This window comes from Spirosoma jeollabukense, assembly GCF_054777855.1.
This window is the reverse complement of record NZ_BAAHAD010000002.1, coordinates 85,252-109,699: the sequence shown is the minus strand read 5'-3', so window position 1 is coordinate 109,699 and position 24,448 is coordinate 85,252. Positions and strand designations below refer to the sequence as shown.

Below are 24,448 nucleotides of genomic sequence, written 5' to 3'. Positions count from 1 at the left end.
GATTATGGAAACTGTAGCTGCCGTGGTTGTGACTTACAACCGGCTCGCCGACTTGAAGAAATGCCTCGTTAGCCTTCGTGAACAAACACGACCGCTCGATGCCATCATCGTCATAAATAATGGCAGCACCGATGGCACTGGCGAATGGCTGGCCGAGCAAACTGGTCTTCGGGTCGTTACCCAGCCCAACTTAGGCGGAGCAGGTGGCTTTGCAACCGGTATCGACACGGCCTATCAGGCAGGATTCGACTGGTTATGGTGCATGGATGACGACTGTCTGGCCGCTCCTGATGCGCTCGAAGCGCTAATGACGTCACCTAACATTGGGCCTTGCATTAAAAACTGCGTATCGGTCAGCAATAAGGATCATAGCGAACTGGCATTCTATGTCGATCGTCCGAATCGGAGCTACCGAAAAGTGGCGGATATGGCACCCTACGATCTGGTTTACGGCGTCGCTTTCTTTTTCAACGGTACGCTGGTAAGTGCGGAGGTGGTCAAAAACGTTGGTCTACCCGATAAGAAATTGTTTATCTGGGGCGACGAAGTGGAGTACATGACCCGCGTTCAGAAAATGGGTTATCCGGTGGTTACGGTGCCGAACTCCATCTTCTATCACCCGCCGTCCTTCGACCGGAACGGTATTCCCTGGCCCGGTGCCTGGAAGCAGTATTATGCCGTACGGAATCAGCGACGCGTGTTTCAGAACATCCACGGCGACAGTTACGGGTTCATGGTATTCATGAAGTGGTCGGTACGGGCCACGCTGGGGCAGATTGGCGGTACCCATGCCAATCGACTGTACAATTTTCTGCTTTATGGCGAAGCGGCTCTGGACAGTGTGTTCAATAATTTCCGTAAGCAACCGGGGGGTATTCTGACCGTAAAGCTGTATCGACTTTTGAATAAATAAATCGGCGTACCGATTTAGACGAATTAACTATGCGCGTTTTGATTGTTTCATCGACCACGCAAACCTCAAAAACAGGGGTAACGGCGCACTACAACCGGCTGCTGAACCAACTTAATGGTCGGGTCGAATCGGTGCAGCTCATTACGCCGGCCGATACCCCTTTTCTGCCAAAAAAAATCATTGGCTTGTTACGTAAACTAGCGGCTTTATTTGGTCAGAATGGCCGCGTGCTCTGGTTTGAGCTGGAAAACTTCGTGAGCATCTGGGTATCTGTGCGGGCTAAAGGCGCCGATGCCTTCGATCTCGTGCACGCACAGGATGCTACGGCCGGAGCCGGGGCTTCGCTGGGTTTGGCCAAGCGGGTTCCCGTCGTGATGACCTGCCATTTCAACGATGATCCGCTCACCGAATATAAACTGGGCTTTCAGCTAAGTGACTGGACGCATAAGCGCCTGGCCAGCTGGTATCGCTACGTGTTCAACCACAACGATTCGTTCATTACCGTATCGGATTATATAAAACGCACGTCAGCTTTCCTTCGGCCACAGGGGGCTGTCTGCGAAGTCATTCACAATGGGGTTGTCTTCCCGCCCGAACAACCCCGGCAGGAAAGCGACGACTTCACGCTCATTAGTGTGGGAACACTTGAGGAACGGAAAAATCAACGGCTGCTCATTGAGGTCGCCGATGAACTTCGATCACGGGGCCTAACCAGGTTCAGGGTCTGGCTATTGGGCGAAGGCCCCAAGCGTCAGGAATGGGAACAGCTCGTGCAGGAAAAGAACCTACAGAGCTTTGTTCAGTTCCTGGGCTATCAGACAAACGTACCGGATTACCTTCAACAGGCTTCTTTATACGTACACACGGCCCTGAATGAATCCTGGGGCTATAGCATTACGGAGGCTATTGCATCCGGAACGCCGGTGCTTGCTCTGGCCACGGGTGGTATCCCCGAACAATTTAACCGAACGGGTCCAGGATTGCTTCCGGTGTCGATCACCGCTGCCGAACTGGCGGATGTCATTCTTACCTACCAGGACCCCCGAACCCGGGCGGTTTTGGCCGAAGATCAGTTGGCCTTCGCACGTAACCGGTTTAATCTGGATGTCATGATCGACAAACATTTGGCCTTCTATAAGGAGACCATAACAGGGCGCCAATCACTACGTAACACACTCAACCCAGTCGTCGAACTATGAACCTACTATGGCTCGCTGCCGTCCCGCATCCCTTAAAGTCAGGTGGTGGTCATCCCGTACCCTGGGTAACGTCTTTGGCCCATAAACTGGTGGAAAAGGGAGATGCAAACATTACGATACTAAGCTATAACCCCTACGTTGCCCAGGACGAAGAGGTTGTCCATAAAGGCATTAAGTATGTATTCATTAAGGTGCCCGAAGACAAGCGGGATGTCCTCTGGGCTTTTTCCGGACGTATCAAACGGGTTCAGAACTACCTGAAAGACGTAGGAAACGAGTACGATCTCATGCACATCCACGGGGCAGAACAGCAGTACCATGTGATTGGCGCTAACGTAAAAATCCCCAAAGTGCTGTCGGCGCAGGGATTCACCCGGGAGTATTACAAACACCTGCCCAAGCGGCCCGAATACCGGCACCTGGCCTGGCTGGTGGCGGGCTATTATGAGAAACGGTTCATGCCCACCGTGAAGCATTTTATCTGCCGGACTCACTGGGATAAATCGGTAGTACGTACTATGCAGCCCCGTGCTGTGATTCACCATAACTGGGAATTGCTACGGCCGGAGTTTTATACGGCCATTCAGCCGTCGACGGATAGGGAGCCAAACGCTGTTTTGTTTGTGGGGGGCGACAATTACATCAAGGGTATTAGCGAAGCCCTTCAGACAGTCGATCTGCTGCGAAAGAAAATGCCTATTCGACTGATTGTCACGGGGTCGGGCAGTAAGCAATCGCTGCTCAAGCTGGTCGATAAACTGTCATTGCACAACATCAAACCCGACGACATTGAGCATCGGGGTATGCTGTCGGCCGCCCAACTGTGGGATACGTATCACGAAGCCTTTTGCCTGCTCCACCCTTCCTACATCGATAACAGCCCGAATAGCGTTTGCGAAGCTCAGCTGGCTGGATTGCCCGTTGTGGCGTCGGATGTAGGGGGCGTTTCATCGCTGGTCAAGTCCTACGAAACAGGCCTGTTAACTTCGTTGAAAGTAGCTGACATCGCTGAGGCAGTGGAGCAACTGTGGCAGAACACATCACTACGTACTACACTGGCCAGACAAGCACGGGAAATTTCGCTCGAACGGTTTGACCAGCAGCAGATTGTCGGCATAACGGAATCCATTTATCAGGAAGTTTTGGCTAATCCCTGAGAAACTGCATGAAAAACCGCCCCTAAATCCCCTAAAGGGGACTTTATCCAAGCGTATGCAAAGTCCCCTTTAGGGGATTTAGGGGCGGTTTCAGATTGAGCAAAACTTTTTTAGCCAACCCCTGATCACCACTACGTCACTTAAGGAACGTAACACGAAACGAACACTATGATCTGGATCTATCGAATCGCTCTGTATGCCCTCCTGTTTGGAGTTAGCGCCATCGCCTACGGGGGCAATGCGGGTAGTCCGTTCATTGAAAAAGCCGTGAACGGATTGACGCTGGTTGGTATACTGGCCCTGGTCGGGTTCTATTTCAGCTATCCGGTCCTGTACAAAATTGCGGCCTGGCTGCTGTTTCTTGGCGTCATCCTGTTGCTATTGGAGTCAAAGTACGAATACAACCAGTACGTCTACTCCTACTTTGTTATCAAACGTTTTGCCTTCTGTGGGTTGGCGTTGCTGGCTTATTACGTTGTCGAGCGGGCCGAACCCCTGAAATTTAGTTACGTCGTCTACATCATTTTCGGGCTTTACCTCATCAACCAGATTTTGCTAGGTCAGCTTTTCAGTTACGCCCTGACCGCCGAAACCCGAACAACTGCGGCACCCGATGCCCTGTATTTAGTGATTCCGTTTGTGTACTATCTGGTAAACTACCTGAAAGAACACGCCATTTCGGACCTGCTCAAATCGCTGTTCACGTTTGCCTTTATTGTTTTCCTGCTGCATCGCTCGGTTATGTCGGCGGCCGTCGTAGCGGCTGCGGTGGTCATTGGCCTGACGGCGATTGGGAAGCTGGCATCGGCCAATTTGCCCCTTGGCCGTACCCTCATCATGCTGGTGGTTCTGGTCATCGTCGCTATGCCGCTGGCCGGGTCGTTGCCGGGGAAGAAAATGGAAGCTTTTGCGGAAAGTATCGGTGGCATTTTCGATCCCAAGGAAGATGAAACCGGGAGCTGGCGTATTGAGCAGTCAGAATTTTATTTGAGTCAAATTCCGGAGCGGCCGTTGTTTGGCTGGCGGTATGCGGGTTATGACCGGGGTGAGATAATGGGGAACGATGAATTTCCTGATAAGGGCACCTTCATCCACTCCCAGTACGTCGATATGCTCTACAATTATGGCGCTGTTGGTCTGGGTATCAACTTGTTGCTCATCATCGGCACACTCATCACCATCTACCGGCGGAATCGCCAGTTCTCGACCGAGCATGCCGTCCTGTTCAGCTTCATCATCTGCGGAATCGTCTATGGCGTGTCGTATCAACTGCCGCTGTATTACTGGACCGTTGTCGGTATTGGTATGTTCTATGGCCTGAAGCGGCCAGCCGTCGATTTGACGGAGGACGACCCGGATATAGAAACGATAGAGTATTCAGAATCAAAACCATTGGTACTGGTTAAAAATCAGGAAATCGTATGATTAGTATTGTCATTCCCGTTCATAACCGCCTTGGATTTACGCGTCAATGCCTGGCCTGTTTATCAGCACAGACGTATCGTGATTTTCAGGTTATTGTGGTTGATGACGGCTCGACGGACGGAACCAGCGAGATGATTCATCAGGAGTTTCCTGACGTAGTCGTGTTGCGGGGCGACGGGAATTTGTGGTGGGCCGAAGCAACAAACTGGGGGATTCGGTATGCGCAGCAGCACCAGGATAAACGCCAGGCAAATTTTGTGTTGACGCTCAATGACGATACGTACGTAAAGCCTGACTACCTGCAATCGCTGCTGGATACGTATCAGACCCACAAACCCTGCCTGGTCGGGTCGGTTAGTGTGGATAGTGAACAGCCCAACAAACTCGAATATGCGGGTACCACCTTCGATCTGTACGTAGCAAAAGGCAAGCATCTGGCCGAGAATTACAACTGTGATTATCGGGAGCTGATCCGTCAAACCTCGTTCATTGAATCGGACTCCCTGCCGGGTCGGGGTACTTTGATTCCTATGCCTGTTTTTGATAAGATCGGCCTGTTCGATTCCAAGAATTATATTCACTACATGGCCGACATCGAGTTGTCGGTTCGCGCTCGGAAAGCCGGGTATCGACTGATTGTCAGCGCGAAAAGTCCGGTTTCCGAATTTGTCAGTGCGACCAACTCGCTGGTTACGCACAGCGCCAGTTGGAAAGAGTTCTGGAATGGATTTACGTCGTTCAAATCGCCGACCAACCTGAAGATCCGCTACCAGTTTGCGATCACCCATTCCCGGACAAAGATCATTTATTTCCTATTCGACATATCGCGCATTTGTGCGGGCTTCGTACGGCGCAAACTACGACCCGTAAAACCCATCTAGCCATGAGAAACGTATTGTTATCGGCGTATGCCTGCCTGCCAAATGCGGGGTCGGAAGAGGGAAATGGCTGGAATTACGCCACGTTGCTCAGCGAAAATGGCTATCAGATCCATTGCCTGACCAAGCACCAGTGGCAAGCTGCGATTGATCCTGTTTTGGCGAATGGCTTCTTCCCAAACCTGACGGTTCACTACGTTCCCATGCCCGACTGGGCGGATAAATTCTGCGCGAAAGGGTTGATAGGCATGTACTTCCATTATTTATACTGGCAATGGAAGGCCTACAAACTTGGTCGAAAACTGGATAAAATGCACGACTTCGATCTGGTGCATCACGTTACGTATGGCAGCATTCAGTTGGGCAGTTTTCTGTACAAGCTGAAAAAGCCGTTCATCTTCGGGCCAGTCGGTGGCGGGCAGCGGGCACCTCAGGCGTTGAAGCGGTATTTCGGTCAGTACTGGTCGCGGGAATGGATGCGGGATTGGGTGAGTATCCTGCTTCAGTATGCTAATCCCGGCTTTTACCGGACACTTAAAACCGCCAGTCGGGTGATTGTTACCAACGACGATACGTATCAGCTGGCCAGAACTCAACGCGCCAACAAGCCAATCGAGCGAATGCTGGATGCGGGTCTGAGTGCCTCGTTTTTGCCATCTGAACCCATCGAGCGGCAGGCCAATCCTGGCATGAACTTACTTTGGGTGGGTCGCCTGATGCCCCGCAAGGCGCTGGAACTGACCATTCAGGCATTTAGTAAAGTCAATCCAGCCCTACCTATTACGCTGACCATTGTGGGGGGGAAAGGCGAAATGGCTGACCAAGTGCCGGGCTACATAAGTCGTTACGGCGTTCAGGATCGGGTCAAGTGGGCTGGGCATGTGTCGTATGATGAGGTGAAAGAATTTTACCGACAGTCGGACGTCTTCGTTTTCACGAGCCTGCGCGACTCCTGCCCCATGCAGCTACTGGAAGCGATGGCGTATTCGTTGCCCGTCGTAACGCTCGAATTACACGGTCAGGCGGAGCTGGTCAATCCCGAAACGGGGCTAAAAGTTACGGTAACGGATGAAGAACAGGTGACCGCCGAGTTAGCCAAAGCCATTGAGTGGATGTATGCCCATCCCGACCAGCGATTGGCTATGGGACGGGCCGCTTATACGTTTGCGCAATCGCAGGTATGGGATGCTAAAATCAGAACCTTCGTTGACGATCTATATCCCGCCGTGATGGCGCAGAAAGCACCTGCCGAAAGAGCCGACGTAATTCCAGCGAATCCCCTGAACAGACACCGGTCTTAGTGTGACAGCCTTAACAGGAATTTTAGTTAAAATAGATTTACTATATACTAGTTAAAAAATAACGATAGCACTATTAACCAATAAAGCGATGAAAAAAGTGCTGAAAACAATCAAGGAAAGTGCTAAGGAAGTTTACCTAGACGCTACGCAGCTTTATTACAACGTAGCGGGCAACGACGTTGAATGCAATATCTGTCATTATAAAGCCAACAAACTGAGTGATGACCCCTGGCATTTAAACTGTATCTGTCCGAAGTGTTATTCTACCGTGCGGCATAGATTGCTGTTAGCTTCACTTTCGTTATTAGATGAATTCGATTTAAAAAAAATAATTAAGGACAAAAAGGTTTTACATTTTGCCCCTGAAAAATTCCTCGAAAAAATAATACGAAAAAATGCCGGTTCCTACCAGACGGCCGACTTTTTTACGGATGGTTATTCATACAAGAATATTGATTATAATATCGATATTTCTGATATGAAAGCCATTGCTGATGAGTCATTTGATTGTGTCATTGCCTGCGATGTGCTGGAACACGTACCCAACCATCGGGCGGGTATTGATGAGGTATTTCGGGTGCTTAAGCCCGGCGGCTACTGCATTTTCACGGTGCCGCAAAAAGATCATTTAAAACACACTATCGAAGATTTATCGATTACAAGTCCGAAGGAACGGGAGCGGGTATTTGGTCAGTACGATCATCTGCGAATATACGGTGATGATTTCGTCGATATGCTAACCAATAGTGGCTTTGACGTTACGTCTATCAACGAGAAAAATTTTGATAAAGAAACGGCAGAACGGTTTGTTCTATTTCCACCCGTTTTATCAAATAAACCTATGGCTACTAATTTCAGAAAGGTGTTTTTCGGTCGAAAAAAACCACCACTTTCTGGTCCATTGGCAACGGCTAATTCCATAGGCGTAATGCAGCAAACTAATTCCTGAAAATTCATTTATAGCGTTCATCTTTTGTGATGTTCCGGACCTGCCATTTGGTCTGATCCAGCTATCATTTATCGGATATTGATCATGATATTATTAGAGCAACTTTCTCGGTTAGGTATTGGAACCAGTCGGGCTGGTTCGCTGGGAAGCCGCTTGTCGACAGACCAATTCGGTGATATTATCCGGCTTGCCGCCGACAACTGTATCAACCTGATTGACACGGCCGATACGTATGGTTCGGGTGATTCAGAACGGCTTATCAATAAGTGTATCGCCAATAATCGGTCGTCGTTTTTTGTGATGACCAAGGCAGGCATTCCCATGTTTCATACGCCCGAATGGTTATCGCCACTCAATCAGATCGGTAAAAAGATAAAAATTAAAGCCGGTGTCAAAAAGAATTATACCGCTAATTATCTGCTTAACAGCATCCGGCAAAGCAACAAACGCCTTGGCGTAGAATCTGCCAACGCCTTTATGCTGCATGAACCCGTCTGGGATGAACTGGTTGGCACCAACGCCTGGGAAGGACTGGAGCTGATCAGGCAGGCAGGGCTGGCCGACTACACGGGCGTTTCAACGAACGACTATCGCGTAGTGGAAGAAGGTATCCGTAGTGGACAGGTTCAGTTGGTGCAAACGGCCGTTTCCTGGCAGGATAACAGTGCCAACGCCATTATCGACCTGTGTCGGGCGCATCAGATTCCGGTCGTGGCGAACCAGGTGCTACGTCCTTATAAATCGTTGGTAGACCGTTTTGCGGCCACCGCATTGGAACGTAGTAAGATGGATGGCTTGGAAAGTATGTCGCTGATTCAGTTTCTGATTGCGGCCGTATTAACGGAGAAAAAAGTAGATGCTGTTTTGTTTGGCACCAGCGATCTGGCGCATTTAAAGCACAACATCGCTTCGCTGGACTACACAAAGGTCTTACCGCGCTATTTGCCCACCCTTAACCAACTTCTCGCATGATCCGCACAAAAAACGACATCCAGAACGGGCAGGTCCTCCAGGCCGACATTTGCCTGATCGGCGGTGGTCCGGCGGCTATTTCGATAGCGCTACAGTTGTCGAAACTGCCGATAAATGTGGTTATGCTAACGGGTGGTGGATGGTCGGAAACAAGTGCCAATCAGGATCTGCACCGGGGTGTCGTTTCACCGACCAAGCCACATGAACCGCTGGAAGAAAATCGTCGTCGGCAGTTTGGGGGAGCCTCAGCCGTGTGGGGTGGACGGTGTATTCCATTTGAACCGATTGATTTCAACCCGCGTACCTGGGTGCCGGATAGTGGCTGGCCTTTTAGCTACGAAACACTGTTGCCTTATTATCGTCAGGCCGCTCAACTGTGTCAGATCGGCGATTTTTCGTTTAGTGCGCACGATACGTTTCCCACGGCGAAACAGGAAATTATCAACGGACTGGATACGGAGGCTATCGTATCGTATCCGCTGGAGCGCTGGAGTCCGCCCATCAATTTTGCGAAAGCCTACAAGACTGAGTTAGAACGTAGTGAACGTGTTCAGGTGTTACTGGATGCGCACGTACTGGCTTTGCAGATGCAGGAGTCCAGCGAACGCATTTCGCATGTGGACGTGACTATGGGTGGCGTTAGTTTCACGGTGAAGGCCGGTTCGTTTGTGCTGGCAACGGGTGGAATCGAGAATCCACGCTTGCTGCTGGCATCGGCAAATCACTATTTCCCAACGGGCATCGGCAATCAGCACGATAACGTAGGGCGATATTACATGGCGCATCTGGACGGCACGTACGCCGAACTCAACCCCAAAAATCGGGAGGAACTACTGGTCGATTTTGAACGGGATGCGGGCGTGTATTGCCGTCGGCGGTGGTGGATTCCAGAAGCTACCCAGACGTCCCGGAAATTGCTGAACACGATCTTTTTTCTGTATCATCCCAACACCACCAACGGGCATCGGGACGTACTGTTTTCATCGCGCTACGTTGTCAAATCATTGCTGTCGATTGTTAGCCAGAAATCGGTGGGCAAAGCCTTGCGTAAGTGGCAGGAATTGTCACCTTCCATCAGGGACCATGCAGGCATAATTGCCCGGGATGGACTGACCCAGATTCCGGATTTGATTCAACTGGGGCTCAAGCGCATGGCCAAACGGCGGTTGCCATTTATTCTGCCAGCGAAAAATACGACGTATTGGGGCTTGTATTTTCAGGCGGAGCAACGCCCAAACCGAGCGAGTCGGGTGTCTTTGTCATCGTCGGCCAGGGATGCATTTGGTATGCCACGGGCTGAGGTAAGTATTGCATTTACAGAAGCTGATGTAGAATCGGTTGTTGACGCTCATAATTTGTTCGTTGACAACTTCAGAAAAAAGAACCTGGGGGAAGTACGGTATTCGGAGCAGGGATTACGTGAGTATCTGACCAAACAGATAAAAACGTTTAATTCAGCCGCCCACCACATCGGTACAACCCGCATGTCGGACGATCCTCAAACGGGAGTTGTGGATGGCAATTCGAAAGTGTACGGACTGGATAATCTCTACGTAGCGGGTTCTTCGGTGTTCCCGACGGGTGGACATGCCAACCCAACCCTGACCCTTGTGGCGCAGGCGCTACGGCTGGCCGATCATCTGCGTGAGCCATTTACGCCCAGCAAAAAGTTCGCTGGCACCCCGGAATACAGGAACGGTGTCATTCAAATAACAGATTAGAAAATACCCATTTTTCGCGTAAGCGATTGTTAAAATAAACTGCGTATGGCTCTGATAAACCGTTGGTTAAATGAAGCTCGTGATAGTCTGAAAAAACAGTCGACGATCCTGGCGAAACCATTTGGCCTTGACTTGCTGACCAAGGCGCAGACGGAAGACTACCTGCGCCCGTACCAGCTGGCTTCGAGCCCGGTGCATCATATTACGCTACCCAAAGTTGCCGACGTGACGGAACGTAGCAAGTTGATATTCAATCAAACGGAAGTGGCCACTGGTCATACCCACGTTTGGCGGCTTGATAATCTCCGTCCCGACGCTACGCAATTACGGTCGGGGGGCCTGAAGCTTGGCCGTAAAGTGCTCGATACCGATTTCGGCACAAACGCTTTGTTTAAAGATCTGCTGAACCGAAAGCAACGGCCTGCTTATGAAACGACAACGCTAATTGCGCCCTGGAGTCATTATTGGGGCCGTTATTATGACTACCTGTTTTTTGTTGCGGCCAAACTATGCCGTATCAAAGACACGCTGCCTGACTCTGTCTTTGCCGAAGCAACAGTAGCGTATCCGCTGCTGCACACAACCTTCGAGCGTGAGTTGCTGGCCATACTGGGTATCAGACAGGAGAATTTAATTGATAGCCGAACCCATACGGTTCGCTTCTCCACAGCCATACTGGGCGACAACAACAGCTGGTTTTATCCAAATCCGGCTGATGTGTTGTCGCTTAGACGCTACGTGTGTTCCGTTATGCCTGAGCCAACGGGTCCGGGCAGGCGTATATACATCCGGCGTTCCGGCCGACGCCGTGTGCTGAATGAGGATGCATTAGTGGCTTTATTGATGACGTATGGCTTCGATATTATCGAGGATCAACCAAGAAGCATCGCTGAGCAAGTCGCGCTCTATGCCGGTGCGTCGTTCATCATCGGGCCACACGGGGCTTCGTTTGCCAATATACTCTGGTGCAGGCCGGGCACGCATCTGCTCGAGCTGTTCGCCGATAACTACGTACCAGAGTATTTCCGGTACCTGGCTGAGTTGCTGGGACTACGTTATTCAGGCTATTGTGCAGGTCTGGTTGGAGGGAGTCGGCATAGTCATGTCGATGACGATATCACTGTCTCGATCGATCAGATCGAACGGGGTCTAAATGACTTATTCAGGTATGAAGTCGCCTAGTCGAAAACTCGTGTAGATGATAGACTGCCTGTAAAATACGATTAACAACAAATTCTCGATGACTATGAAAAATTACAAGCAACTTTTATTCGCCCTGCTCGTGCTATTGAGCAGTACGGTAGTTTTCACGGCCTGTAAACACGACAGCGACACGGATACCAGCAATCCGCAGCCACAGGCCAAAACCACGATCACGGGCATTGACCCGGCCAGCGCACCCGTCGGCAGTACCATTACGGTCAGCGGTACCAATTTCAGTACAGACCCCGCCAGCAATACGATCACCATAGGGGGCGTTCAGGCAACCATTGTGTCGGCTACCTCGACAAGCTTAGTGGTGGTGGTACCTGCCGGAGCGGCAAGTGGCCCTGTTTCGGTATCGGCGGGTGGCCAAACCGCGCAGAGTCCGGCTACGTTTACGGTCTCTATTCCAGCCCTCAAACCTGTGAAAGAGATATCCGGAACGCTCTACGCCAATTTAACCTGGAGAAAAGATACCATTTACCTGTTGCGGGGCCTGGTCTATATCCCGGCCGATTATACACTGACGATCCAGCCCGGAACGGTTATCAAAGGCGCGGGACCGGATCGGGACCCGAATGGCAAAAATCAGTCTGGAACGCTCATCGTGGAGCGACGGGGCAAATTAATTGCTCAGGGAACAGCTACTCAACCGATTGTCTTTACGTCGGCCAAAGCCGCCGGGCAGCGCGGCTATGGCGATTGGGGCGGAATTGTGCTGGTTGGGAAAGCGGCTCTGAACCGGCCGGGCGAAACGCTCCTTGCCGGTGGGGTGCGCGGCACCGTCGAAACCTACAACGAATTCGATGACAATTCGGGTATCCTTCAATACGTTAGGATTGAATTTGCGGGAACATCGCAACCCACCATAGCCAATGACAGGCTGAATGGCCTGACTCTTTACGGCGTTGGCTACGGCACTACCATTGACCATGTTCAGGTTTCGTACAGTAGCGGGGATGCCTTTGGTTGGTTCGGCGGAACGGTGAACGCCAAAAATCTCGTTGCCTACCGCAGTTTCGATGACAACTGGAGTTCCGACTGGGGCTACTCCGGTAAGGTACAGTTTGGCGTCGCACTACGTGACCCGGCGGTTGGATCGCCAGCGGGATCAAACGGGTTTGAGTCGCAGAATTTCGATCCGGGCGAGAACACGGGGGCACCATTAACCCGACAAAATGGGTTGCCGCAAACGGCCCCAATCTTTGCCAACATAAGTGACTTTGCCTTTAACAGCACACCGACTACAGGCCTTTATCAGTCCGGGATATTTTTACGCCGAAATACAGCGACAAGCATCTACAATTCAGTAATTTACGGATATCCGGAAGGCGTTCGTCTGGATGGAACCGCTACGGGTACGCTGGCAAACATAACTAGCAACGCCCTTGATTTGAAAGGTGTTCTGCTGGCAAACGTGCTGACACCAGTTGTAGGTGGTGGTGCGATCACCAATGCACAGGCGACGACGTATTTTACCACAACCGCCCAGTCAAATCAGGTTATCCAGTCATCGGATCTGGCGTCTTTGTTATTGAACGGATCGACGTTCAATCTCTCCGCCCCAAACTTTCTGCCACAGTCGGGTTCACCGCTGCTAACGGGTGCTGTCTCTGGTGGAAAATTAGCGGATTCGTTTTTCACTGCGGTACCGTATCGGGGTGCTTTTGGCACAGATAACTGGCTGTCGGGCTGGACCAGCTTTACACCTCAAACGACCGATTACGATCGATAGATTGGTAGACCAGCGTTGGGATATACAGGGTTTACGGACCACATCCTAACGCTGGATCATACACTTTGCGGCCTGAAAGGCCATTGTATTTACGCGATTCGGTTAGTTAATTTCTAATCAGGCTATCCTGTAAAATATGCTGTTTTACGGGAAAATAATTATAGGGAAATGTCTCTGCTGGCATTTAAACGGGTGTATTTAGTTTGTGATTAACGTATTTGAGTAACTACCGATGCGTTGGCTAAATCGACAGGCAACACCATACAATCGTATAATTCCCAGGGTGGCGACTGCCAGCTTATATTTATAGTCATGTCAAGCGGGTAAGAAACGCCTTACCGTAGCTAGTTACCTTCTCAAAAATCGTTCTGACGTACTATCCGATGGGTATGAGAACGTAGCACCAGTATGATTATCTACTGTGATCAACGTTTGGTGAATGAGGCATTTGTACACCTAATCAACTACAGTTTTGACAACGGAATTGATCGACACAAAGACACTTCAGGGCCAGCTTAGACTAAACCTGTTAAGCCTCTACCATCAGGCCCATGCCGGACACATCGGTTGTTCGCTTAGCTGTATCGACCTGATGCTGGCAACGCTCATTCTGCGTAAACGGGAACAGGATACCTTCCTGCTCTCCAAAGGCCATGCGGCTGCCGCCCTCTATACCTGCCTGAATCACCTGGGCGACATTCCGGACGACGAACTGGCCACGTACTACCAAAATGGCACCACCCTCCCCGCCCACCCGGCGCCAAATCATCATAAAGGCATTCCATTTGCTACCGGATCGCTGGGGCACGGACTACCTATCAGTACGGGTATGGCGCAGGCGGGCAAATTACTGGGTGACGACTCCCGCGTATTTGTGCTCATGTCGGATGGGGAAACCAACGAAGGCACCACCTGGGAAGCGGCTCATTACGCCGTGCAGAAGGGGCTGGATAATTTGATTGTTTTGATCGACAAAAACGGATTACAGGGTTTCAACACAACCGCCAACGTATTGGGCGATACGGCCAGTCCTGATACCTGGTCTGCTATAGGTTTTGATATTGCCGAAGCCGATGGCCATAACGTAGCGGAATTAGTGGAGCAGATAGACCGGCTGACGGCCATACCGAATGGAAAACCTAAAATACTGATTGCTAAAACAGAAAAGGGCAAAGGGGTTTCGTACATGGAAAATCGGCTCGAGTGGCACTATTTACCCATGACACCCGACCAATATGAACAGGCGCGCGCCGATGTCCAGGCGCGTTATTTTACTACGTCGGTGGCCTAGACCCAATTACAAGGTCAACGTATTGACCGGTTTTCTCCCAGCCCTTATTTGGGACTTGTTTCACTTAATCTACACCTATTTTGCCAGCCGCTTCTATAACTCAACTGAATGGTCCGATTGTGGTTTTTGGGGCCAGCGGCTTCATTGGCGCCAACCTGGTTGAGCAACTCTTCCGCCTACGCCAGGATGTCTACGCCCTCACCCACGACGCTACCAAAGCCTGGCGACTCAAGCTGCTAGACCTGCCCCCTGAGAATGTCCTTCACTGCGACATCCTCTCCCCCACCTCCGTCCAGGATGTATTCGCCAGGATCAAGCCCAAGACCATCTTCAACCTGGCCGCCTACGGCGCCTACAGCAAGCAGAAAAACGTCAGCCTCACCTACGAGACCAACGTCCTGGGCACGGTCAACATCCTCGAAACCTGCACTCCCGACATGGTCTACATCCATGCCGGCAGCAGCTCCGAGTATGGCTTCAACTGCACCGCCCCCAAAGAAACTGACCCCGTCGAACCCAACAGCCACTACGCTGTCTCGAAGGTGTCAGGGGCCTATACCCTCGAGTACTACGCCCGGGTGCACCAGCTCAATACACTCAACCTGCGGCTCTACTCCATCTACGGGGGCTGGGAAGAACCCGACCGGCTCATTCCCCGCCTGGTCGAAGAGACCCGCAAAGGTCAATTGCCCCCCCTGGTTTCGCCCGACATCAGCCGCGACTTTGTCTACGTCGATGACTGCGTGGAGGCCTTTGTCAAAGCCGCCCTGCGGGTCAACGCCACCATTCGGGGCCGTTCTTATAACATCGCCACGGGGCGCAAGACGACCATGCGTGAGCTGGTGGAGGTCGCCCGCCAAACCTTCGGCCTGCAACAGGAACCCGTCTGGGGCAGCATGTCCAATCGGAACTGGGACCTCTCCGACTGGTATGGCGATGCCAGGGCCGCCCAGGCCGATCTGGGCTGGCAAGCCACTACCTCCCTCTCGGATGGCCTACGCCAAACCGCTGACTGGCAGATCAGTCACCAGTACGAAAGTCGGGTCATTCCCGCCTTCCAGACCCCAACGCTCAATCCGGTTATCTCCCCCATCATCGCCTGTTACAAGGACGCCCAGGCCATCCCCCACATGTATGAGCGGCTGGTCAACACCTTCAACCAGTTGAAGGTCCGCTATGAGATCATCTTTGTCAATGACAACTCACCCGATAACACCGAGGAGGTGCTCAATGCAATCTGCGCCAACGATCCCAATGTGATTGCCATTAAGCATTCCCGCAACTTCGGCTCCCAGGCGGCTTTTTTGAGTGGGATGGAGATTGCCACGGGGGATGCGGTGGTGCTCATGGATGGGGATCTGCAGGACCCCCCCGAAGTGATTCCGGACTTCTACGCCAAGTGGCAGCAGGGCTTCGAGGTGGTCTATGGGGTGCGGGTACAGCGGGAGATGGCCCCCCACGTGCACTTCTTCTACAAGCAGTTCTACCGGCTCTTCAAGCGGACGGCCTACATCGACATCCCGGTCGATGCAGGGGACTTCTCACTGATCGACCGCAAGGTGGTGCGGGAGCTGGTGAACCTGCCCGAGACCGAGCAGTTCCTGCGGGGGCTGCGGGCCTGGGTGGGCTTCAAACAGACGGGGGTAGACTACGTGCGGCCGGAACGGCTGTTTGGGGTGTCGACCAACAACTGGACCAAGAACATCTGGTGGGCCAAGAAGGCCATTTTCTCGTTTAGTTTTGCGCCCCTGGAGTTGATGACCTACGCGGGTTTTGTCCTGACGGGTTTGTCGATGCTGGGCATCGGCTGGCAGATTCTCTCGCGGCTGTTGAACTTGGATCCCCACACGCCGTATGGCTTGTCGACGGTGATCGTGCTGGTGATGTTCTTTGGGGGCATCAACCTGCTGGGCATTTCGTTTCTGGGTGAGTACATCAGCAAGATCTTCGAGGAGACGAAAAAGCGGCCCAAGTTCATTCGTACAAAGGTTCAAAAGGGAGAACGTACGTATCGTACTGCCGCTGAGATCAATGTACTGATCGAGCAGCGAAAAGCAAAATAAACCATACGGGCTCAACACCCTATGAATTTTATAACCGGTAACAGGCTATGCGAAAAGAATTTTCAAGCGCGATCGAGCGCATTGGGCGACAGGATGACAAGGTCGTATTCCTTACCGGCGATCTGGGCTATAACGCCTTAGAGAACGTAGTAGATGCCCTGGGGCCTCGTTTCATCAATGCGGGCGTTGCCGAACAGAATATGGTGGGTATGGCGGCTGGTTTGGCCTATCGTGGCTACAAAGTGTTCTGTTACAGCATTGCCCCTTTTGTGGTATACCGGTGTCTGGAGCAGTTCCGCAATGACGTCTGTCTGCATAAGATGCCGGTTTTTCTGGTGGGTAACGGGGGCGGCTATGGCTACGGCATCATGGGCAGCAGCCACCATGCCATCGAAGACCTGGCCTGTCTAAGCAGCCTGCAGAACGTGAATACATACATCCCGGCTTTTGCCGATGAGGTGGACCCGATGCTCGATCAGATCATAACCGAAGGGCGACCAGCCTACCTACGATTGGGGGCGGGGACGCAAACGCCCGATGGCGCAAGCACCTATGGTACGTTTAAGCATATCGTTCGTCATCCAACTTCGCGGGGCACCGTCGTGGCCCTTGGCCCCGTTGTGGCCAACGTACTGAAGGCTCTGGAAGACGAATCTTTAGCTGGTCAGTTCGATGTCTACACGGTCACCAACCTGCCGCTCGATTTACCAGCCGATCTGGCACACCGCTGGGCGGGCAAGCCGTTGCTGGTGGTGGAAGAACATGTATCGGTTGGCGGGCTGGCCCAGCAGCTATCGGTAAAGTTGCTGACCGAAGGGGCCGCGCCGAGCCATTTCGTCAGTCTGACGGCCCAGGGCTATCCCAACGGTCTGTACGGTGATCAGCAATACCATCAGCAATTGTCGGGCCTCGATCCAGCCAATATTGCTCGGCACCTGACGACATTTACTCGGTAGACGTCATCAGGTAAGGCTCTCCCTTTCTTGTCAAGAAATGATCACTAAATAGATGATTATCAGAGCAATTCTAGTCGAAATGCTTCAGTAAACGGACTCAGATAACCTGGGCCATCTCACGTCATGAAACAACTACATATGGGCTCAGTATCAAAACTTGTTTATTCAGCAGCCTTAATTTATCTGTTGTTGCCGTTTCTTTTATTTACGCTGTTTTGGCTCAGATTACCCTATTCACTACTGCTGGGTGCCATTTTAAGCTACTGCCTGGTTGTATCGTTTCAGCGGTTTACACGCTCGTCGCTCCGGATTGAGCTACAGGCCATCCAGAAGAAACAACTCTGGATAAGTGCCGCTATTCTGGCCGTTTGGCTGGTGTTTTCCGGCATTGGTGGTTTTTCCTATCAGAATTCCGACTTTGAAGTGCGGAATGCTATTTTTCGGGATTTGATTGAGCAACCATGGCCCGTTGTGTACAACGCGGATATTTACCCGTCAACCCATCACATAGCCAATGAGCATTTATTGCTTGTTTATTACTTTGGCTACTGGTTACCTGCCGCCCTGATTGGTAAGCTGCTGGGCTGGACAGTTGGGAATATCTTTCTGTATCTCTGGTCGTTTCTTGGCTTGCTGCTAACGTTCGCGCTGCTGTGTCAATATGTCAAAAAAGTCTCCTACAAAATTGCGCTGCTGCTTGTCTTCTGGAGCGGGCTTGACATTGTTGGGTCACTAATTGCCCTTTATGCCGGTAGCTCGGTGCCAGAGTTGGGCATTATTGCCCATATCGAACGATGGGCAAATTCAATCAACGTACCCGCCCAGTTTTCGTCCAACACGACCCTGCTTTACTGGGTCTTCAATCAGACCATTCCGATCTGGTTAACAATCTTACTGTTGATCAACAACACCGGCAAAAAAGCGATGTTCTTTGTCATCGCTCTTTCGCTCTTTCAAGCTCCGCTCGGAACCATTGGCCTGGTGCCTTTTGTATTATTCCAATTGATCCGCCGACTAGCTGAAGTTGGCTTTAAATCCCTGGTAGACGAGTATTTAAGTATCCCCAATACGGTAGGCGCGCTGGTGGTGGTTGGGGTCACAGGTTTGTATTTCACCATGAACCAGGCCGGTTCGCTCAGGAGTATTGTTTCCTACGATCCGCTCAACTACGCCACTTTTTTTCTGCTGGAAGCGGGCATTCTGGGTTTGTGGCTTTATTCGCAGCAACGTAGCGATCTTTTGTTACTGAGTATTTGTGTGCTTCTCGTTGTTCCATTCGTTAAAATAGGCCTGAATAGTGACTTCTCGATGCGGGCTTCCATCCCTGCGTTGTTTATTCTGATGGCGCTCACGCTCAAGTTTCTCTTCGATAACACACACAGCTTAGCCAGCAAATTACCCATAGCCGTATTTTTGTTGATTGGCAGCGTTACGCCTGCGTTAGAAATGGCCCGATCGCTGTTCTTTACAAGCAGTCATGTGGTGTATACGCTCAATAACCGCTTTAAGTTTAGTGATAGTCCGCTAGTTCCATCATCGGTTAAGGGCAAGATAAAAGATCGCACATTTTTGTATGACCAGATTAAGACGCTGAATAAGTATAACAAAGGGATACTTATTGATCAGTTTGTGGGTAGGGTTGGTAATCAGCCTTTCTGCCGCTATCTCCTGAATACCAATAGCGACGCGTTTGAACAGCCAGCGAGGCAACCGGCCATGCCAGTGGTACGGGCAGAAAAGGCTCCCTGAAATAGACTTACGAACACTGGCTTATACGATAATAAACACACAGCCAATTTTCTTACCCGCGGTTAGACTAATTCCCTGGCCAGTTTTTCATGTCCCGACGAAAGTAGCTCGCCTGATTTTAGCGCAGACGCTATCTGAAATTACTCATGCTCATTAAATGATCAGTACTTATACTTACTAAAAAATAAGGCACCTACCTTTTAATAAATTAATTTTGATATGTGCGTGTTATTTTATGTAACGATATTGATTTACATTTGTATAATTATTATTATTTTTATTAAAATTATGCATGTTTAGCGATACGTAAATGGAAATTTGTTAATAAGGGTTTATATTTCGAATGATCAGTATATAGCCTGGTGGATTATACCTGATTATCGACGTAACTCATTTATAACTCATCCATTGTACGTAGCCTAATGAAATCTATTTATCTAGCAACGGTAAAGCGAATTTGGTATGTCCCTACTATTTTTTTACTGATCCTTTCTATTCTGTCAACCAGCTTTGGACAAACAACGTACTACGTTGCTAATGTGGGGAATGACAGTAACGATGGCCGCTCAATGAGCGCCCCTTTTCAATCAATAGCGAAAATCAATAGTCTGTCATTACAGCCCGGAGATCAGGTATTGTTCCGGCGGAGTGATACCTTTAGAGGCAATCTGCAACTCCGGCAGTCGGGCTCACCGAATAACCCCATCGTAATTGACGCGTACGGTTCCGGGAACAAACCGTCTCTGGCGGGGTCCGTGCCGGTCAGCAACTGGACAAATCTGGGTAATAATATCTGGCAGGCCGACTGCCCTTCCTGTGGGGATCGGGTAACGGGGCTGTATCGTGACAATTCGGCTCTGCCCCTGGGTCGGTATCCGAATCCTGACGCATCCAATAAAGGGTATCTCACCGTGCAATCACACGCGGGTAAATCCCAGCTCACCAGCCAGCAATCGCTGTCGACCAACTGGACGGGTGGAGAAGCCGTATTCCGACCCGTTCAATGGATACTGAACCGCGCTGCCATTACGGGCCAGAACGGAAATACCCTGTCGCTAGACGGTTCGGGTACCTACGACCTAAGTGACAACTGGGGGTATTTTATCCAGAACCACCCGGCTACCCTCGATCAGGCAGGGGAATGGTATTACAACCCAGCCACCAAAAAGATCCAGGTGTATGACACCCAGTCGAGCCCTAACGGTCATACCATTACGGCCACCGTTTTCAGTGAAGCGGTAAATTTATCGAATGTGTCGAACGTGACCATCCGTAATGTACAGATCACGCAGGCAGTAGCGTGCGACCTGCTGATTACGAACGGATCTAATCTGGTTATCACCAATAGCGACATCACGCAATCGGGCGAGGACGGTATCCTATTGAAAGGAAGCGGTAGTCAGGTGTTATTCGAGAATAACCTTATTGAGGACATCAATAACAACGGTGTTGACATTTCGCCCTACCAGAACGTTACGTTCAGGGGAAATACCATTCGGCGCATTGGTCTTTTTGCAGGCCGGGGTAAAAGCGGTGACGGAACGTACGTCGGGTTTCAGTCGGCCACTACCGCCAACACCCTGATTGAAAACAATGTGCTGGATAACATCGGGTACAATGCGCTCAATTTCTCGAACAGCACGACCGTTCAGCGGAATCAGATCAGCAACTTCTGTCTGACCAAAAGTGATGGAAGCGGTTTGTATATCTGGAATGGCAACCAACAGGCTATGTCAGATATTCGGCTGCTGTCGAACGTAGTATATAATGGCGTAGGGTCTCCGGAGGGAACGCCGGGTGGCGCTTATTCCGGCGCTAACGGCATTTACCTCGACGATTGCACTACGAATATCGAGGTCACAGGTAATTCGGTCTATAACTGTCGGGGGCTGGGTTTCTACCTGCATGGCTCGTCCAACATTAAAATGACGGGTAATACGTCGTACAACAATGGTGAAGGGCAGTTTGCAATCACCAGTGCCGGCGGTTGCCAGCCACGTAATAACCTGGTCCAGGCGAATATTTTTGTCAGCCGTCTGGCAACCCAGTTCAATGTAAAATATGAGTCGAGCCAGAATGATTTAGCCAGCTTTGGTCAGTTTGATAACAATGTGTATGCGCGCCCTTTTGAAGATGTCTATACAATCAGAGCGGTTTACAATAGCACGACTGGGGCGGACATTTCGCTCTCGGACTGGCAAAACCGGTATGGAAAAGATCCCTCAACACGCAACAGTCCCGTCACCTATTCATCTGGCAACCCGGATGATTACCTCAAATTCACGGCGAATCCAACGGCAAACGCGATCCAGGTTTCGCTCGATGGTATCTATCGGGATGCCCGTAATAACGTAGTAACGGGCCAGATAACCATTCCTGCCTTTTCATCGATCATCCTGTTTAAAGATATTACCGCCCAGACGCCGTTGCGTAATGCCGACAATCCGGCCAACGCCGTAGCCGGGCTAGATTACAGCTACTACGAGAGCTACTGGACCAGCCTGCCTAATTTCAATACGTTAACGCCGGTCAAGACGGGCGTCAGCAGCACCCCAACGATTGCGGTGCGTAACCGTGACGATAGCTTCGGCCTTCGCTTTAGCGGCTATGTCAACGTGCCAACCGATGGGGTATACACCTTCTACACCAACTCCGACGACGGTAGCAAACTCCTGATCGGTACGACCGAAGTGGTGAACAATGATGGGGGGCATGCTACCCAGGAGCGGTCGGGTACGATTGGCCTGAAAGCGGGGTTGCACGCGCTGAGTGTGCTTTATTTTGAGGGGGGTGGCGATCAGACTCTATCGGTGAGTTACAGTGGTCCGGGTATAAACAAGCAGGAGATTCCGGCCTCATCCCTATGGCGGGTGGCCACCAATCAGGCTCCTCAGCCACCTGTGGTGGCGCTACGGGATGCCGACAACCCAGCCAACGCCGTAGCCGGGCTGGACTATGGCTACTATGAAGGTAACTGGAGTAATCTGCCTGACTTCAATACGCTAACTTCTGTTAAAACAGGAATTAGTAGTACACCCGCGCTGGGGCTACGTAACCGTGACAATAACTACGGGATTCGCTTTGTCGGCTACGTCAGTGTACCTACCGATGGGGTATACACCTTCTACAGTAGCTCGGATGATGGCACTAAGCTACTCATTGGCTCTACCGAAGTGGTGAACAATGACGGCGGACATGGCGATCAGGAACGGTCAGGAACAATTGGGCTAAAAGCTGGCCTGCATGCGCTGAGCGTGCTTTATTTACAAATTGATGGTGGTCAGGCGTTGAAAGTGAGCTATAGTGGTCCGGGGGCAAACAAGAAGGAGATTCCGGCCTCATCCCTGTGGCGCGTGGCTACCAGTCAAGCTCCTCAGCCACCTGCCGTGACGCTACGTGATGCGGACAACCCAGCCAACGCTGTAACGGGCCTGGATTACAGTTACTACGAAAGCTACTGGACCAGCCTGCCTAATTTCAATACGCTAACCCCAGTCAAGACGGGCGTCAGCAGCACCCCAACAATTGCGGTGCGTAACCGGGAGGATAGCTTCGGCCTTCGCTTTAGCGGCTATGTCAGCGTGCCAACCGATGGGGTATATACCTTCTACACTTCTTCCGATGATGGGACCAAGCTACTCATTGGCTCTACCGAAGTGGTGAACAATGATGGAGTTCATGGTGATCAGGAACGATCAGGAACAATTGGCTTGAAAGCAGGGTTACATGCGCTGACAATCGTCTACTTCAATGGGGGTGGCGGTCAGGCATTGACGGTAAATTACAGTGGCCCTGGCCTGTCAAAACAAGTTATTCCAGCTTCGGCATTTTGGCGCGTGGCTACTAGCCAGCCTACCCCAGCCCCCCCAACCCTAGTTCCCCCTTCCGTTGCATCCAATAGTGGGACAGGGTTACGAGCAGAATACTTCAATAATAATACGCTGACAGCGCCCTATACACTAACCCGCACGGACGCTACGGTAGATTTTTTCTGGGGCGACGGCACACCAGCGGCTGGAGTTATTAATACCGATAACTTTTCTGCCCGGTGGACGGGCCAGGTGGAAGCACCTGTAACTGGTACGTACATTTTTAGTACTGACACCGATGATGGAGTGCGCCTTTGGGTAAACAGAAAGCTTCTTATCAATGACTGGAATGGCCACCCGTCAGTATTGAATAACGGTACGGCAATAGACCTGGTTGCAGGGCAGCGGTATGATATTCAGATGGACTATTTCGATTATACAGGTGGGGCTACTGCCCGGCTGGGGTGGGCTTATCCTGGTCAATCGCTGACTATAATTCCAAAGGAACGATTATATCCTACAACGATATCCCTGGCCAGCGCACGAGTAGCCGCTACCGAAGAGAAGGGCATTGAGGTGTCGTATATGCAGGCCTATCCTGTACCAGCCAGGGAAAGTATATGGGTTCGCTACAACGCAGCGGCTGCCGGAGAAGCCACGCTACAGTTGATCAATGCGGCAGCGCAGCCGGTACACCAAACGATCCATCAGATTATCCCCGGCGAAAATATCATCAAAGTAATGGTGGATCAATTGGGCCGTGGAACGTATGTATTAATACTAACCCAGGGTTCCAAGCGCTTAAGTCGGAAAGTTATCCTTACGGATTAATTGGCTACCCATAGAATTTTTTCTTTGTTACACTAGATCGAATCCTGTTCGGGTCTGGTGTAACAAAGAAAAACACCCTAATCAACTCATGACCAGCGCGTTGGCTATCAGATTGATTAGGGCGAATTTGTTAGGAAGTGACCGATACGGGAATCGAACCCGTGTTACCGCCGTGAAAGGGCGATGTCCTAACCGCTAGACGAATCGGCCGTCTTGTTAAAAAGACCCAACCTTTTGGCTTATTGCCGCTGTGTTGGCGAAACGTGGTGCAAAGGTAAGGCTATGTTTTAATAATG

At 51.0% G+C, this 24,448-nt stretch carries 16 protein-coding genes and 1 tRNA gene; 16 read left to right on the top strand and 1 reads right to left on the bottom strand.

Features of this window, described 5'->3' with window-relative positions; genetic code table 11:
- Positions 1-4 precede the first annotated feature (4 nt).
- The 16 genes from ACYVEA_RS08850 (at position 5) to ACYVEA_RS08775 (ending at position 24,152) form a co-directional block, all read left to right on the top strand.
- Positions 5-913, top strand: a complete 909-nt coding sequence (locus tag ACYVEA_RS08850; RefSeq protein WP_461113068.1) for a glycosyltransferase family 2 protein — start codon at positions 5-7, stop codon at positions 911-913.
- 29 nt (positions 914-942) lie between these two features.
- Positions 943-2,112, top strand: coding sequence for a glycosyltransferase family 4 protein (locus ACYVEA_RS08845; RefSeq protein WP_461113067.1), 1,170 nt, complete (start codon positions 943-945; stop codon positions 2,110-2,112).
- On the top strand, positions 2,109-3,269 hold the full coding sequence (locus tag ACYVEA_RS08840; protein WP_461113066.1) for a glycosyltransferase family 4 protein: 1,161 nt from the start codon (positions 2,109-2,111) through the stop codon (positions 3,267-3,269). The genes ACYVEA_RS08845 and ACYVEA_RS08840 overlap by 4 nt, the downstream gene beginning before the upstream one ends.
- A 168-nt stretch (positions 3,270-3,437) precedes the next feature.
- A complete protein-coding gene (locus ACYVEA_RS08835) occupies positions 3,438-4,694 on the top strand; it encodes an O-antigen ligase family protein (protein WP_461113065.1) in 1,257 nt (418 codons plus the stop codon).
- Positions 4,691-5,575, top strand: a complete 885-nt coding sequence (locus ACYVEA_RS08830; RefSeq protein WP_461113064.1) for a glycosyltransferase family 2 protein — start codon at positions 4,691-4,693, stop codon at positions 5,573-5,575. The genes ACYVEA_RS08835 and ACYVEA_RS08830 overlap by 4 nt, the downstream gene beginning before the upstream one ends.
- Before the next feature lie 2 nt (positions 5,576-5,577).
- Positions 5,578-6,873, top strand: a complete 1,296-nt coding sequence (locus ACYVEA_RS08825; RefSeq protein ID WP_461113063.1) for a glycosyltransferase family 4 protein — start codon at positions 5,578-5,580, stop codon at positions 6,871-6,873.
- An 88-nt stretch (positions 6,874-6,961) separates the two neighbouring features.
- Positions 6,962-7,822 (top strand): methyltransferase domain-containing protein, encoded by an 861-nt coding sequence (locus tag ACYVEA_RS08820; RefSeq protein WP_461113062.1) that lies wholly within the window; start codon positions 6,962-6,964, stop codon positions 7,820-7,822.
- A gap of 84 nt (positions 7,823-7,906) precedes the next feature.
- Positions 7,907-8,794: an aldo/keto reductase gene (locus ACYVEA_RS08815; protein ID WP_461113061.1), complete on the top strand. Its 888-nt coding sequence runs from the start codon at positions 7,907-7,909 to the stop codon at positions 8,792-8,794.
- Positions 8,791-10,515 carry a GMC oxidoreductase gene (locus tag ACYVEA_RS08810; RefSeq protein WP_461113060.1) on the top strand — a complete coding sequence of 575 codons (1,725 nt, stop codon included), beginning with the start codon at positions 8,791-8,793 and terminating at the stop codon, positions 10,513-10,515. The genes ACYVEA_RS08815 and ACYVEA_RS08810 overlap by 4 nt, the downstream gene beginning before the upstream one ends.
- Before the next feature lie 45 nt (positions 10,516-10,560).
- Positions 10,561-11,697 (top strand): glycosyltransferase family 61 protein, encoded by a 1,137-nt coding sequence (locus tag ACYVEA_RS08805; protein WP_461113059.1) that lies wholly within the window; start codon positions 10,561-10,563, stop codon positions 11,695-11,697.
- 64 nt (positions 11,698-11,761) lie between these two features.
- Entirely contained in the window at positions 11,762-13,453 is a 1,692-nt protein-coding gene (locus tag ACYVEA_RS08800) for an IPT/TIG domain-containing protein (RefSeq protein WP_461113058.1), read from the top strand.
- Positions 13,454-13,925: 472 nt separating this feature from the next.
- The gene (locus ACYVEA_RS08795) at positions 13,926-14,744 is read left to right on the top strand and encodes a transketolase (protein WP_461113057.1); all 819 of its coding nucleotides are present in this window, start codon (positions 13,926-13,928) and stop codon (positions 14,742-14,744) included.
- Positions 14,745-14,824: 80 nt separating this feature from the next.
- Positions 14,825-16,807 carry an NAD-dependent epimerase/dehydratase family protein gene (locus ACYVEA_RS08790; protein WP_461113056.1) on the top strand — a complete coding sequence of 661 codons (1,983 nt, stop codon included), beginning with the start codon at positions 14,825-14,827 and terminating at the stop codon, positions 16,805-16,807.
- Between the two features lie 47 nt (positions 16,808-16,854).
- Entirely contained in the window at positions 16,855-17,763 is a 909-nt protein-coding gene (locus tag ACYVEA_RS08785; RefSeq protein WP_461113055.1) for a transketolase family protein, read from the top strand.
- Positions 17,764-17,886: 123 nt separating this feature from the next.
- Positions 17,887-19,512: a hypothetical protein gene (locus tag ACYVEA_RS08780; protein WP_461113054.1), complete on the top strand. Its 1,626-nt coding sequence runs from the start codon at positions 17,887-17,889 to the stop codon at positions 19,510-19,512.
- A 422-nt stretch (positions 19,513-19,934) separates the two neighbouring features.
- Positions 19,935-24,152, top strand: coding sequence for a PA14 domain-containing protein (locus tag ACYVEA_RS08775; protein ID WP_461113053.1), 4,218 nt, complete (start codon positions 19,935-19,937; stop codon positions 24,150-24,152).
- Positions 24,153-24,290: 138 nt separating this feature from the next.
- Here ACYVEA_RS08775 and ACYVEA_RS08770 read toward each other — a convergent pair.
- Positions 24,291-24,362: transfer RNA gene (locus ACYVEA_RS08770), tRNA-Glu, on the bottom strand.
- Positions 24,363-24,448 lie beyond the last annotated feature (86 nt).